Source organism: Streptomyces sp. NPDC006339, assembly GCF_040612775.1.
Taxonomy (GTDB): domain Bacteria; phylum Actinomycetota; class Actinomycetes; order Streptomycetales; family Streptomycetaceae; genus Streptomyces.
This window is the reverse complement of record NZ_JBEXQW010000031.1, coordinates 1-13581: the sequence shown is the minus strand read 5'-3', so window position 1 is coordinate 13581 and position 13581 is coordinate 1. Positions and strand designations below refer to the sequence as shown.

The following is a 13581-nucleotide window of genomic DNA, read 5'->3' as shown; positions in this document are numbered from 1 at the left end:
CGGGCGTGCGGCGTGCGGACGTCCGCATGGAGGTGGCACCCATGCTTTCGGCCAAGAGCCTGTTCCAGGAAATCATCGACGACGACGAGTCCTTCCGGCTCTTCTGCTCCATCGCTGCCAGCGGCGAGGCCCAGGGAGGCTGGGAGAACGGCCGGATCGCCGCCCTGGTCCCGCCCGGCATGCGGGACATGGCGCCGAAGATCACCCGGCACGGCGCCGACGAGGACAAGCACGGCCGGATCTTCCACGCGCTGCTCAAGAAGCGCGGGCTCGACCCCGTCCCCGTACCGCCCGAGACCGACTACACGATGCTGCTCGAACGGCGCGGGATCGGCCTCGCCCACGACAAGCTCCGCCGGGACGAGCCCCTGACCGAGCGGGACATCGTCGTCTACCTCAGCCACAGCCGGGTCACCGAGCAGCGCGCGGCCGACCAGATGGACATGCTCGTCAAGCACTTCGGGGACCACCCGGAGCTCGGCAAGGCCATCCACATGATCGACAACGACGAGGCCAACCACCTCGCCTACTGTCACGAGGAACTGCTGCGCCTCAACTACGAGGGACACGGCCGGCTCATCCAGCGCACCCTGCGGGAGTCCGCGCTCGCCGAGATCCAGGTCTACCGCGACGTCAGCCTCGCCGTGATGAGCCACATGGGCCGCATCCTGCGCTGGCCCCGCGCCAAGGCCGCCGCCCTCACCGCCGGCATCCACGGCATGTACGCGTACGAGCGCGCGGCCGGCTGGCACCGGATGGTCGACCTGCGGATGCCCGAACGACGCGACGCCCTCGGAGGGCCCATGACCCCGGCCCCGGCCTTCTGAGCCCGTCTCCGTCCACACCCACGGCGCGGCGCGGATCGCTCACATCCAGCCCCGCCGCTTGAACAGCCGGTACAGCAGCGTGACGACCCCGGCCATCACCAGCAACAGCGCCGGATACGACCACGTCCAGCGCAGCTCCGGCATGTGGTCGAAGTTCATGCCGTAGATCCCCGCGACCATCGTCGGCACCGCGGCCATCGCCGCCCACGCCGAGATCTTGCGCATGTCGTCGTTCTGCCGCACCCCCATCTGCGCCAGATGCGCCGACAGCACGTCCGACAGCAGCCGGTCGAGCCCCTCCACCTGCTCCGTCGCGCGCAGCAGATGGTCCTGCACGTCCCGGAAGAACGGCATCGACCGCTCGTGCACGAAGGGCACGGCCCCCGTCGCCAGCCGGGCCATCGGCCCGGCCAGCGGACTGCTCGCCCGCCGGAACTCCAGCACCTGCCGCTTCGCCGTGTAGATCCGCTCGGCCGTGCGCCCGGGACTGCCGCCGGCCGGCGCGAAGACGTCCGCCTCCAGCTCCTCCAGGTCGACCTGGAGCTCCGCCGCCACCTCCAGGTAGTGGTCCACCACCGCGTCGCTGATCGCGTACAGCACCGACGTCGGCCCGTGCTTCAGCAGCTCCGGATCGGCCTCCAGGCGCCTGCGCACCGCCGCGAGCGGGGCGCCCTCGCCGTGCCGCACGGTCACCACGAAGGAGTCGCCGATGAACACCATCAGCTCCCCCGAGGAGACCCGGTCGCTCTCCGGCTCGTACAGCACCGGCTTGAGCACCACGAACAACGAGTCGTCGTAGACCTCCAGCTTGGGCCGCTGATGCGCCTTCAGGGCGTCCTCGACGGCCAGCGGGTGCAGCGCGAACTCCGCCGACACATGGTCGAACTCCTCCTCCGTCGGCTCATGCAGCCCCACCCACAGAAACGCGTCTCCGGTCGCCCGCGCCTGCGCGAGGGCGTCCGACAGATCGCCGGGGTCGTCCGTCCTGCGCCCGTCCCGGTAAATGGCTGAGTCCACGATCACGGCCCGTATTCTCCCCTTCCCGCACCTGTCACGCACCCGCAGGCACCCCGCCTACCCCCTAGGCTGGCCGACATGGCCACCCTGATCCTCGTCCGGCACGGACGCTCCACCGCCAACACCTCCGGGGTGCTCGCCGGGCGGACGCCCGGGGTGGCGCTCGACGAACGCGGCGCGGCGCAGGCCGCCGCGCTGCCCGGGCGCCTCGCCGGGGTGCCGCTCGCCGCGGTCGTCACCAGCCCGCTCCAGCGCTGCCGCGAGACCGTGCGCCCGCTGCTCGACGCCCGCCCCGGACTGCCGCTGCACACCGAGGAGCGGATCAGCGAGTGCGACTACGGCGACTGGTCGGGCCGCAAACTCGCCGAGCTCATGGACGAACCGCTCATGGAGGTCGTCCAGGCCCACGCCTCCGCCGCCGCCTTCCCCGGCGGCGAGTCGATGCGCGCCATGCAGGCCAGGGCCGTGGACGCGGTGCGCGACTGGAACGAGCGGATCGAGACCGGGCACGGCGAGGACGCCGTCTACGTGATGTGCTCGCACGGCGACATCATCAAGTCGCTCGTCGCCGACGCCCTCGGCCTGCACCTCGACCTCTTCCAGCGCATCCACGTCGACCCGTGCTCCCTGACCGTCATCCGCTACACCCGCCTGCGCCCCTTCCTCGTCCGCCTCGGCGACACCGGCGACCTCGCCGGCCTCGCCCCGCGCGAGAGCCCCGCCGACGGAGGGGCGGCGGAGGTCGGAGGCGGTGCGGGCGCACCGTGATCCATCCGCGCAGTAGGGTGGACGCGCCGCTGTAAAGCCGCCGCAAGACCAGTCCCCAGCACCACAGTCGAGACCCAAGGGAGTCGGGAACGTGTCCCGTCAGGTGTTCCTCTACGACCCACCGGAGCGTTTCGTGGCCGGCACGGTCGGGCTGCCTGGCCGCCGTACGTTCTTCCTGCAGGCGTCCGGCGCCGGCCGGGTCACCAGCGTCGCCCTGGAGAAGACCCAGGTCGCCGCCCTCGCCGAGCGGATCGACGAACTCCTCGATGAGGTCGTGCGCCGCACCGGCGGCAACGCCCCCGTCCCCGCGGTCGCGCCGCCGGACACCACCGACACCGCCCCGCTGGACACCCCCATCGAGGAGGAGTTCCGGGTCGGCACCATGGCCCTCGCCTGGGACGGCGAGGAACAGGTCATGATCGTCGAGGCGCAGGCGCTCGTCGAGCTCGACGCGGACTCCGAGGAGGACCTCGCCGAGGCCGAGGAGCGGCTGCTCCAGGACGAGGAGAACGGCCCGCCCATGCTGCGGGTCCGGCTCAGCGGCGCCCAGGCGAGGGCCTTCGCCAAGCGGGCCCTCGACGTCGTCAACGCCGGCCGGCCGCCGTGCCCGCTGTGCAGCCTGCCGCTCGACCCGGAGGGCCACGTCTGCCCGCGCCAGAACGGATACCGTCGCGGCGCATGAGCAGTCACCAGGCCCTCACGGCGGTCGACCTGCTCAGGCTGGGGGAGCTGACCGTCCGCGGCCAGGTCCGCGAGGCGTCCAACGCGGTCCTGTTCTGCTCCGTCGCGTACGCGGGCGAGGAGGCGGCCTGCGTCTACAAGCCGGTCGCCGGCGAGCGCCCGCTGTGGGACTTCCCCGACGGCACCCTCGCCCAGCGCGAGGTCGCCGCCTACGAGCTGTCCGAGGCGACCGGCTGGGGCCTGGTCCCGCCCACGGTGCTGCGGGACGGCCCGTACGGCGAGGGCATGGTCCAGCTCTGGATCGAGACCGATCCGGAGGCCGCCCTCCTGGCCCTCGTCGAGGACGAGGAGCCGGGCGAGGGCTGGAAGGCCGTCGGGCCCGCCCAGGTCGCCGAGGACCGCACGGCGCTGCTCGTGCACGCCGACACCCCGGAGCTGCGCAGGCTCGCCGTCCTGGACGCAGTGATCAACAACGGCGACCGCAAGGGCGGGCACCTGCTGCCCGCGCCGGACGGACGCCTGTACGGGATCGACCACGGGGTCTCCTTCCACGTCGAGGACAAGCTGCGGACCCTGCTGTGGGGCTGGGCGGGGGAGGAGCTCACCGAGGAGGCCCTCGCCGTCCTGGAGGCGCTCGACGCGCGGCTGGCCCCGGGCACTCCGCTGGCCGAACGGCTCGCCGGGCTCCTGACGGCCGCCGAGGTGGACGCCCTGCGGCGGCGGGTCGCCGCGCTGCGCGGGACGGGGCGCCACCCCGTACCCTCCGGTCAGTGGCCCGCGATCCCCTGGCCTCCGGTGTAGCCGACGCGAGGCGTCGAACGTTTTCGGCCAATCTTCCGGAACACGGGAACACCCCCCGGGGGTATGCATGAACGGGCTCGTCACGCAAGACCGCCAGATCGGACAAGATCCCGGATGCGGTTCGTATCCGGAAGAGCTGTCCGGTTACGCTCAGGACATGCATGCCTGGCCCGCTTCTGAGGTCCCCGCCCTGCCCGGCAAGGGCCGCGACCTCCGGATTCACGACACCGCGACCGGTGGACGAGTGACCCTCGCCCCCGGCCCCGTCGCCCGTATCTACGTCTGCGGCATCACGCCGTACGACGCCACCCACCTGGGACACGCGGCGACCTACAACGCGTTCGACCTCGTTCAGCGCGTGTGGCTCGACACCAAGCGGCAGGTCCACTACGTCCAGAACGTCACCGACGTGGACGACCCGCTCCTCGAGCGGGCGAACCGCGACGGCATCGACTGGGTCGGCCTCGCCGAGCGCGAGACCGCCCTCTTCCGCGAGGACATGACCGCCCTGCGCATGCTGCCCCCGCAGCAGTACATCGGCGCGGTCGAGGCGATACCGGGCATCGTCCCGCTCGTCGAGCGGCTGCGCGACTCCGGCGCCGCCTACGAGCTCGAGGGCGACATCTACTTCTCCGTCGAGGCCGACCCGCACTTCGGCCAGGTCTCGAACTACGACACCGAGCTGATGCGCCACCTGTCCGCCGAGCGCGGCGGCGACCCGGACCGCCCGGGCAAGAAGAACCCCCTCGACCCGATGCTGTGGATGGCCGCCCGCGAGGGCGAGCCGAGCTGGGACGGCGGCAGCCTCGGCCCCGGCCGCCCCGGCTGGCACATCGAGTGCGTCGCCATCGCCCTCGACCACCTCGGCATGGGCTTCGACGTCCAGGGCGGCGGCTCCGACCTGATCTTCCCGCACCACGAGATGGGCGCCTCCCACGCCCAGGCCCTCACCGGCGAGTTCCCCATGGCCAAGGCGTACGTCCACGCCGGCATGGTCGCCCTGAACGGCGAGAAGATGTCCAAGTCCAAGGGCAACCTGGTCTTCGTCTCCGCGCTGCGCCGCGAGGGCGTCGACCCGGTCGCCATCCGGCTCGCGCTGCTCTCGCACCACTACCGGGACGACTGGGAGTGGACCGACGAGGTCCTGCGGGACGCCGTCGACCGTCTCGGCCGCTGGCGCGCCGCCGTCTCGCGTCCCGACGGCCCGTCCGCCGACGCCCTCGTCGAGGAGCTCCGCGAGGCGCTCGCCGACGACCTGAACGCCCCGGCGGCGCTCGCCGCGGTGGACCGCTGGACCGAGCTCCAGGCGGCCGAGGGCGGCACGGACGAGTCCGCCCCCGGCCTCGTCTCCCGCGCGGTCGACGCCCTCCTCGGCGTCGCCCTCTAGGACGCACGGCCACGCGGCCGTCCCCGGACCTCCCCGCGAGGCCCGGGGGCGGCCGCTTCCGCGTCACCGGCCCCGTCGAACGGCTACGGGAGGGGCGGCCGCGCCACCCCTCCCGTATCGATCACTCGTCAGCCCGTACCGGTCACGCGCCGGCGGCCTCGTCGCCGCCCGGCTTCGTCTCCCGGCCGTCGCCCTCGCCCGCATCCTCGCCCGCGCTTCCGCCCGTGCGCTGTTCCCGGTCCGGGTCCGACGCCGATGCGGGGTCAGACGCCGACCCCGGCTCCGACGCCGACTCCGGCTCCGACTCCGGCGCGGGCTGGGGCCCGGGCTCCGCGCCCGGTACGGCCTCGGGGCCGGGCTGCTGCGGCTTCGGCGGGCGGGTCCGCTCGCTCGTGCTGTCCCGCAGATACGAGGTGTCGCCGCCCTCCGTCGCCACTCCGGGACCGGTGCCGGGACCGGAGCCCGGGCCGGGACCCGTGCCCGGCTCACGGCGCCGCAGATAGCGCTCGAACTCGCGGGCGATGGCCTCGCCGGACGCCTCCGGGAGCTCCGCGGTGTCCCGCGCCTCCTCCAGCGTCTGCACGTATTCGGCCACCTCGCTGTCCTCGGCGGCCAACTGGTCGACGCCGAGCTGCCAGGCGCGCGCGTCCTCGGGCAGCTCGCCGAGCGGGATGCGCAGCCCGATCAGGTCCTCGAGCCGGTTGAGCAGCGCCAGCGTCGCCTTCGGGTTCGGCGGCTGCGACACGTAGTGCGGAACGGCCGCCCACAGGCTCACCGCCGGCACCCCGGCGTGGGTGCACGCCTCCTGGAGGATGCCCACGATGCCGGTCGGGCCCTCGTAGCGCGTCTCCTCCAGGTCCATCGTCCGCGCCAGATCGGGGTCGGAGGTGACCCCGCTGACCGGCACCGGACGGGTGTGCGGGGTGTCACCGAGCAGCGCGCCCAGGATGACGACCATCTCCACACCCAGCTCGTGCGCGAAGCCGAGCAGCTCGTTGCAGAACGAACGCCAGCGCATCGACGGCTCGATCCCGCGCACCAGGACCAGGTCCCGGGGCTTCTCGCCGCCGATCCGTACCACGGAGAGCCGGGTCGTCGGCCAGGTGATCTTCCGGACACCGCCGTCCATCCACACCGTGGGCCGGTTGACCTGGAAGTCGTAGTAGTCCTCGGCGTCGAGCGCCGCGAACACCTCGCCCTTCCACTCCCGGTCCAGATGGGCGACCGCCGCGGAGGCGGCGTCACCGGCATCGTTCCACCCCTCGAACGCGGCCACCATGACCGGGTCGATCAGCTCGGGAACCCCCTCGAGCTCGATCACCCAGCGCCTCCTTCGTCGAAGTTCCTGTCGTACGGACCAACCTTACGGCTTTCCCAGGCCGCGTCCGCCTTGATCAACTACCCAGGAAAACCGGGCCGCACACGAAACGGGTAAGGGGCGGCCTCTCTTGAGACCGCCCCTTACCCGTGGTGCGTCGCTACTTGCGCAGCATGTCCTCGACCTTGCCGCGTATCTCGTCCGTGGCCAGGCCGCGGATCGTCAGCGTGGTGCGACGGCGCAGCACGTCGTCCGCGGTCTCGGCCCACTCGTGGTCGCGGGCGTAGGCGACCTGGGCCCAGATCTCCGGCGCGTCCGGGTGGATGCGCTCGGCGAGCTCGGGGTTCTCGTTCGCCATGCGGGCGATGTCGAAGGAGAGCGAACCGTAGTGCGTCGCCAGGTGCTTGGCGGTGTCGGCGGCCATCCGCGGGCCGGGCGCCGGACCGTCCACGAGCAGCCGGTGGGCGACCGCGTTGGGGTTGGCGATGCCGGGCAGCGGCAGCCGCTTCGGCAGGGTCGCGACCGGCTCGTAGTCGTCGCCCAGGGGGTGACCCGGCAGCGACTCCAGCTTCTTCATGATGGTGCGGCCGATGTGGCGGAAGGTGGTCCACTTGCCGCCGGCCACCGACAGCATGCCGCCGCGGCCCTCGGTGACGACCGTCTCGCGCTTGGCCTTGGAGGTGTCGCCGGGGCCGCCCGGCAGCACCCGGAGGCCCGCGAAGGCGTAGGTGATCAGGGAGCGGTCGAGCTGCTGGTCGCGGATGGAGAAGGCGGCCTCGTCCAGGATCTGGGCGATGTCCTTGTCGTTGACCGCGACCTCGCCCGGGTCGCCCTCGTACTCCTCGTCGGTGGTGCCGAGCAGGAGCATGTCCTCCCAGGGGAGGGCGAAGGTGATCCGGTACTTGTCGATCGGGGTGGCCAGCGCGGCCTTCCAGGGGGAGGTGCGCTTGAGGACCAGGTGCGCGCCCTTGGAGAGGCGGATGGACGGGGCCGCGTTCGGGTCCTCCATCTTGCGCAGGTGGTCGACCCAGGGGCCGGTGGCGTTGAGGACCAGGCGGGCGCCGACGCCGAACTCGCTGCCGTCGAGGCGGTCCCGGAGCTCGGCGCCGGTGACCCGGCCGTTGGTGAAGCGCAGGCCGGTGACCTCGGCGTGGTTGAGGACGACCGCGCCGGCGTCGACGGCGGCGCGGACCGTCATCAGCGCCATGCGGGCGTCGTTCATCTGGTCGTCGCCGTAGACGGCGACGGCCTTGAGGTTGTCCGTGCGCAGCTCCGGCACGTCCTGGGCGGCCTTGGCGGGGCTCAGCAGGTGTCCGACGCCGTCACCGAAGGCGGACAGGGCGCTGTAGGCGAAGACGCCGGCGCCGAGCTTGGCCGCGCCGTGCGGGCCGCCCTTGTAGACGGGCAGGTAGAAGGTGAGCGGGTTGGACAGGTGGGGCGCCACCTGGCGGGAGACCGCGCGCCGCTCGAAGTGGTTCTCCGCGACCAGCTTGACCGCGCCGGTCTGCAGGTAGCGCAGGCCGCCGTGGAGCAGCTTGGAGGAGGCGGAGGAGGTGGCGCCGGCGAAGTCGCCGGCGTCCACCAGGGCCACCCGCAGTCCGGACTGCGCGGCGTGCCAGGCGGTGGAGATGCCCAGGATGCCGCCGCCGATCACCAGGAGGTCGTACGTCGCCTTGGACAACTGCTCTCTGGTCTCGGCGCGGGTCGGCAGGGAACCGGCAGCCGGGTGCATCCCCAGGGAGGGGAGGCTCTGCAGGGTGGTCATCGCGAATTACTCCTCGTCAGTTCTCTTCTGCTTCGAGCCAGCCCATGGAGCGCTCTACGGCCTTGAGCCAGTTCTTGTACTCGCTGTCGCGCTTGTCGGCGTCCATGCGAGGGGTCCATTCGGCGGCCCGGCGCCAGTTGGCGCGCAGGGCGTCGGTGTCGGGCCAGAAGCCGACGGCCAGGCCGGCGGCGTAGGCCGCGCCGAGGCAGGTGGTCTCGGCGACCATCGGGCGCACGACGGGGGCGTCCAGGAAGTCCGAGAGGGTCTGCATCAGCAGGTTGTTGGAGGTCATGCCGCCGTCGACCTTGAGGGCGGTCAGCTCGACGCCCGAGTCCTTGGTCATGGCGTCGGTGATCTCGCGGGTCTGCCAGGCGGTGGCCTCGAGTACGGCGCGGGCGATGTGCGCCTTGGTGACGTAGCGGGTGAGGCCGGCGATGACACCGCGGGCGTCGGAGCGCCAGTACGGGGCGAACAGGCCGGAGAAGGCCGGCACGAAGTAGGCGCCGCCGTTGTCCTCGACGGAGGAGGCGAGGGTCTCGATCTCGGCGGCGGACTTGATCAGGCCCATCTGGTCGCGCATCCACTGGACGAGCGAGCCGGTGACCGCGATGGAGCCCTCCAGGGCGTAGACCGGCTTCTGCTCACCGATCTGGTAGCCGACCGTGGTCAGCAGGCCGCTGTAGGAGTTGATGATCTTGTCACCGGTGTTCATCAGCATGAACGTGCCGGTGCCGTACGTGGACTTGGCTTCGCCCTCGGCGAAGCAGGTCTGGCCGAACAGGGCGGCCTGCTGGTCGCCGAGTGCGGAGGCGACCGGGACGCCGTCGAGGACGCCGCCCTTGACCGTGCCGTACACCTCGGCGGAGGAGCGGATCTCCGGCAGTACGGCGGCCGGGACCTCCATCGAGTCGAGGATCCGCTCGTCCCACTGCATGGTGTGGAGGTTCATCAGCATGGTGCGGGAGGCGTTGGTGACGTCGGTGACGTGGTGACCGCCGTTCACACCGCCCGTCAGGTTCCAGATGACCCAGGAGTCCATGGTGCCGAAGAGGATCTCGCCGCGCTCGGCCCGCTCGCGCAGGCCCTCGACGTTGTCGAGCAGCCAGCGGACCTTGGGGCCGGCGAAGTAGGAGGCGAGGGGGAGGCCGGTCTCGCGGCGGAAGCGGTCCTGGCCGACGTTGCGGCCGAGCTCCTTGCAGAGGGCGTCGGTGCGGGTGTCCTGCCACACGAGGGCGTTGTGGACGGGCTCACCGGTGTTCTTGTCCCACAGCAGCGTGGTCTCGCGCTGGTTGGTGATGCCGATCGCCTTGACGTCGGCGGAGGTGATGCCCGCCTTGCGGATGGCGCCCGCCACGACTTCCTGGACGTTGGCCCAGATCTCGGCGGCGTCGTGCTCGACCCAGCCCGGCTTCGGGAAGATCTGCTCGTGCTCCTTCTGGTCGACGGAGACGATCCGGCCGTCCTTGTCGAAGACGATGCAGCGGGACGAGGTGGTGCCCTGGTCGATGGCGGCGATGAACGGGCCGGCGCCGTGGGAGGCGGTGCCGGAGGTGTGTGCGTCGGTCACGGTGGACTCCAAGGGAGGTCTGGGAGAAGGACGGCTCAGGCGAACGCGAGGGTGTAGATACCCGCGGCGAGGGCTCCGCCGATCAGCGGGCCGACGACCGGGATCCAGGCGTAGCTCCAGTCGGAGCCGCCCTTGTTCGGCAGCGGGAGGAGGGCGTGCACGATGCGCGGGCCCAGGTCGCGGGCGGGGTTGATCGCGTAGCCGGTCGGGCCGCCGAGCGAGAGGCCGATGGAGACGACGACGAAGGCGGTGATCAGGGCGCCGATGACGCCGAGGCCCTTGCCGCTGTCGTTGAGGCCCTGGGTGAGCACGGCGAGCACCAGCACCACGGTGCCGATGATCTCGGTGGCCAGGTTCTGCCAGGTGTTGCGGATCTCGGGGCCGGTGGAGAAGACGCCGAGCACCGGACCGGCCGCGGGAGCGGCCTTCTGGTCGACCATCCCCTCCTCGCGCGGCGTCGAGATGATCGACTCGTCCGTGAGGTGGGCCCGGAACTGCCCGTAGTAGGCCACCCAGACCAGCGCGGCGCCGATCATCGCGCCCAGCATCTGACCGGCGAAGTAGACCGGTACGTCGCCCCACTCCCCGTCCTTGACCGCTATACCGATCGTCACGGCGGGGTTCAGATGGGCGCCGGAGAGGGAAGCGGTCATGTAGACCGCCGTCATGACGGCGAAGCCCCACCCGAAGGTGATCGCGAGCCAGCCCGCGCCACGGGCCTTGGAGCTCTTGAGCGTGACGGCGGCGCACACACCACCGCCGAGCAGGATGAGTACGGCGGTACCGATGGTCTCGCCGAGGAAGATGTCGGAGCTGGACACCCGCGACTCCTTTGTCCTTCGTCCAGGGGAAGGCGAACCCCGGGTCCCTCCGGTGGTCCGCGCCCTCGGGGTGAGGGCGGTTTCGGCCCTTGGCACCGTCACACCTTAGCGTGTATTGCCGGTACCTGTTCGACAATGCCGACCGATGAACGGAAGTTTTGCGCCAGGGTTAACAGCGCGTCAAGGGTCGCGGGCGTGAAAAACCCGCCGATAACGCGATCGTTACCGACGGGTCGGATGGTGCTCGGGCGCAGGTGAGCGCCCGTTCAGAAGCGGCCGGCCCCCAGGTCCCGCGACACCGCCCGGGCACAGTCCCGTACGGCCGCGATCAGCTCCGAGCGCAGCTCGCCCGCCGCGCAGACCCGCTCCACCGCGCCCGTGATGGCGACCGCGCCCACCGGCATCCGCCGCCGGTCGTGGATCGGCGCCGCCACCGAGGCCACGCCCTCCCAGGTCTCCTCCACGTCGGCGGCCCAGCCGCGCGCCCGGGTCATGTCCAGCAGCGTCTCGAAGTCCGCCAGCGCCGTGACCGTACGGGGAGTGAAGGACTCCCGCTCGACCTCCACCGCCTCGCTGTGCGCCACCGGGTCGTACGCCGACAGCACCTTGCCCAGGGCCGTGGAGTGCAGCGGCTGCATGGCCCCGACCTCCAGGACCTGGCGGCTGTCGTCGGGCCGGAAGACGTGGTGGACGATGAGGACGCCCTGCTGGTGCAGCACGCCGAGGTGGACGCTCTCCCCGCTGGAGCGGGCCAGGTCGTCCGTCCACACCAGCGCCCGCGCGCGCAGCTCGTGCACGTCCAGATAACTGTTTCCGAGCCTCAGCAGCTCCGCGCCGAGCTGATAGCGGCCGGACGCGGCGTCCTGCTCCACGAAGCCCTCGGCCTGAAGCGTGCGCAGGATGCCGTGGGCCGTCCCCTTGGCGAGGCCGAGGGAGGAGGCGATGTCGGACAGGCCGAGCCGGCGCTCGCCGCCGGCGAGCAGTCGCAGCATCGCCGCCGCCCGTTCAAGCGACTGGATGTTCTTCGCCATCGCCCGGCCCTTCTCCTCACATGCTGTTCGACAATGCTGAACACTATCGGTCGATGCCGACCTTGTGTCACACCTGACAGTGTCGTCCACGAACGGGCCGGACCGGGAGTCCCCGCACACAGGATGCCGTCCACCTGCTGGAACCCCATGTCCACCCCGGCACGCGCACGGCTAGTCTGGGCCCGTGCACCCTCCTCCGAGCGTGCAAAGCCGACAGCCGTCGCATCCCAGGGAGCTCTGTCCATGGCCTCGTCGCCGACCCCTTCCCCCGCAGCCGCGACCCCCGCCCAGCGGGCCGACGCCCTCCGCGAGGCTTTCGCCTCCCGGGTCGTCGTCTCCGACGGAGCCATGGGGACCATGCTCCAGGCCCAGGACCCCTCCCTGGAAGACTTCCAGCAGCTCGAAGGCTGCAACGAGATCCTGAACGTCTCCCGCCCGGACATCGTCCGGTCGGTCCACGACGCCTATCTCTCGGTCGGCACCGACTGCGTCGGCACCAACACCTTCAACTGCAACTTCTCCGCGCTCGGCGAGTACGACATCGCCCACCGCATCCAGGAGCTCTCCGAGGCCGGCGCGCGGATCGCCCGCGAGGCCGCCGACGCGTTCACGCAGCAGACCGGACAGCAGCGCTGGGTCCTCGGCTCCATGGGCCCCGGCACCAAGCTGCCCACCCTCGGCCACGTCGACTACGCCACCCTCCGCGACGCCTACCAGCGGAACGCCGAGGGCCTCCTCGCCGGCGGCGCCGACGCCCTCCTCGTCGAGACCACCCAGGACCTCCTCCAGACCAAGGCCGCGATCATCGCCGCCCACCGCGCCATGGAGGTCGCCGGCTACACCGTCCCGCTGATCTGCTCCGTGACGGTCGAGACGACGGGCACGATGCTGCTGGGCTCGGAGATCGGGGCGGCGCTGACGGCCCTGGAGCCGCTGGGCATCGACATGATCGGCATGAACTGCGCCACCGGCCCGGCCGAGATGAGCGAGCACCTGCGCTACCTCGCCCGCCACGCCGGCGTCGCCCTCTCCTGCATGCCCAACGCCGGTCTCCCCATCCTCACCAAGGACGGCGCGCACTATCCGCTGTCGGCCGAAGAGCTGGCCGACGCCCACCAGACCTTCGTGGCCGAGTACGGGCTGTCGTTGGTGGGTGGCTGCTGCGGTACGACTCCGGAGCATCTGCGGCAGGTCGTGGAGCGGGTGCGCGGGCTGGTGCCGCCGGTGCGGGAGCCGCGTCCGGAGCCGGGTGCCGCGTCGCTGTACCAGACGGTGCCGTTCCGGCAGGACACGGCGTACATGGCGATCGGTGAGCGGACGAACGCGAACGGGTCGAAGAAGTTCCGTGAGGCCATGCTGGAGGGCCGCTGGGACGACTGTGTGGAGATGGCGCGGGACCAGATCCGTGAGGGCGCGCACATGCTCGATCTGTGCGTGGACTATGTCGGTCGTGACGGTGTCGCGGACATGGAGGAGCTCGCGGGCCGGTTCGCGACCGCTTCCACGCTGCCGATCGTGCTGGACTCGACGGAGGTCGAGGTCATCCGGGCGGGGCTGGAGAAGCTGGGTGGCCGGGCGGTCATCAACTCGGTCAACTA

The 13581-nt window shown here is 71.5% G+C and carries 12 protein-coding genes; 6 read left to right on the top strand and 6 right to left on the bottom strand.

Features of this window, described 5'->3' with window-relative positions; genetic code table 11:
• The first annotated feature begins 41 nt into the window (after positions 1–41).
• A complete protein-coding gene (locus ABZ135_RS24375) occupies positions 42–827 on the top strand; it encodes a ferritin-like domain-containing protein (RefSeq protein ID WP_356698361.1) in 786 nt (261 codons plus the stop codon).
• 39 nt (positions 828–866) lie between these two features.
• On the opposite strand, the gene ABZ135_RS24370 is transcribed toward ABZ135_RS24375, so the two are convergent.
• Positions 867–1859, bottom strand: coding sequence for a magnesium and cobalt transport protein CorA (locus tag ABZ135_RS24370; RefSeq protein WP_356698434.1), 993 nt, complete (start codon positions 1857–1859; stop codon positions 867–869).
• Positions 1860–1922: 63 nt separating this feature from the next.
• Here ABZ135_RS24370 and ABZ135_RS24365 point away from each other — a divergent pair, with 63 nt between their 5' ends.
• From ABZ135_RS24365 to mshC, 4 genes are all read left to right on the top strand, one after another.
• Positions 1923–2612 carry a histidine phosphatase family protein gene (locus ABZ135_RS24365; RefSeq protein WP_356698360.1) on the top strand — a complete coding sequence of 230 codons (690 nt, stop codon included), beginning with the start codon at positions 1923–1925 and terminating at the stop codon, positions 2610–2612.
• A 91-nt stretch (positions 2613–2703) separates the two neighbouring features.
• Complete coding sequence (locus tag ABZ135_RS24360) at positions 2704–3294, top strand: DUF3090 domain-containing protein (protein WP_356698359.1); 591 nt, start codon at positions 2704–2706, stop codon at positions 3292–3294.
• Positions 3291–4094: an SCO1664 family protein gene (locus ABZ135_RS24355; RefSeq protein ID WP_356698358.1), complete on the top strand. Its 804-nt coding sequence runs from the start codon at positions 3291–3293 to the stop codon at positions 4092–4094. Before ABZ135_RS24360 ends, ABZ135_RS24355 begins: the two co-directional genes overlap by 4 nt.
• Before the next feature lie 157 nt (positions 4095–4251).
• Entirely contained in the window at positions 4252–5481 is a 1230-nt protein-coding gene (mshC, locus tag ABZ135_RS24350) for a cysteine--1-D-myo-inosityl 2-amino-2-deoxy-alpha-D-glucopyranoside ligase (RefSeq protein ID WP_356698357.1), read from the top strand.
• 142 nt (positions 5482–5623) lie between these two features.
• Here the strand turns inward: mshC and ABZ135_RS24345 are convergent, their stop codons facing one another.
• From ABZ135_RS24345 to ABZ135_RS24325, 5 genes are all read right to left on the bottom strand, one after another.
• A complete protein-coding gene (locus tag ABZ135_RS24345) occupies positions 5624–6802 on the bottom strand; it encodes a PAC2 family protein (RefSeq protein ID WP_356698356.1) in 1179 nt (392 codons plus the stop codon).
• 157 nt (positions 6803–6959) lie between these two features.
• Positions 6960–8564: a glycerol-3-phosphate dehydrogenase/oxidase gene (locus tag ABZ135_RS24340; protein ID WP_356698355.1), complete on the bottom strand. Its 1605-nt coding sequence runs from the start codon at positions 8562–8564 to the stop codon at positions 6960–6962.
• Positions 8565–8580: 16 nt separating this feature from the next.
• Positions 8581–10131, bottom strand: coding sequence for a glycerol kinase GlpK (gene glpK / locus ABZ135_RS24335; RefSeq protein WP_356698354.1), 1551 nt, complete (start codon positions 10129–10131; stop codon positions 8581–8583).
• A 35-nt stretch (positions 10132–10166) separates the two neighbouring features.
• Positions 10167–10952, bottom strand: a complete 786-nt coding sequence (locus tag ABZ135_RS24330; RefSeq protein WP_356698353.1) for an MIP/aquaporin family protein — start codon at positions 10950–10952, stop codon at positions 10167–10169.
• Positions 10953–11218: 266 nt separating this feature from the next.
• On the bottom strand, positions 11219–11983 hold the full coding sequence (locus ABZ135_RS24325) for an IclR family transcriptional regulator (RefSeq protein ID WP_356698352.1): 765 nt from the start codon (positions 11981–11983) through the stop codon (positions 11219–11221).
• A gap of 243 nt (positions 11984–12226) precedes the next feature.
• Between ABZ135_RS24325 and ABZ135_RS24320 the strand changes: the two genes are divergently transcribed.
• A partial coding sequence (locus tag ABZ135_RS24320; protein WP_356698351.1) for a homocysteine S-methyltransferase family protein occupies positions 12227–13581 on the top strand: 1355 nt, incomplete at its 3' end.

Bases quoted from the DNA above. Each gene is read 5' to 3' on its own strand.
- ABZ135_RS24325 (WP_356698352.1), bottom strand. From the start codon at position 11,983: ATGGCGAAGAACATCCAGTCGCTTGAACGGGCGGCGGCGATGCTGCGA.
- ABZ135_RS24365 (WP_356698360.1), top strand. From the start codon at position 1,923: ATGGCCACCCTGATCCTCGTCCGGCACGGACGCTCCACCGCCAACACC.
- ABZ135_RS24355 (WP_356698358.1), top strand. From the start codon at position 3,291: ATGAGCAGTCACCAGGCCCTCACGGCGGTCGACCTGCTCAGGCTGGGG.
- mshC (WP_356698357.1), top strand. From the start codon at position 4,252: ATGCATGCCTGGCCCGCTTCTGAGGTCCCCGCCCTGCCCGGCAAGGGC.
- ABZ135_RS24375 (WP_356698361.1), top strand. From the start codon at position 42: ATGCTTTCGGCCAAGAGCCTGTTCCAGGAAATCATCGACGACGACGAG.
- ABZ135_RS24340 (WP_356698355.1), bottom strand. From the start codon at position 8,564: ATGACCACCCTGCAGAGCCTCCCCTCCCTGGGGATGCACCCGGCTGCC.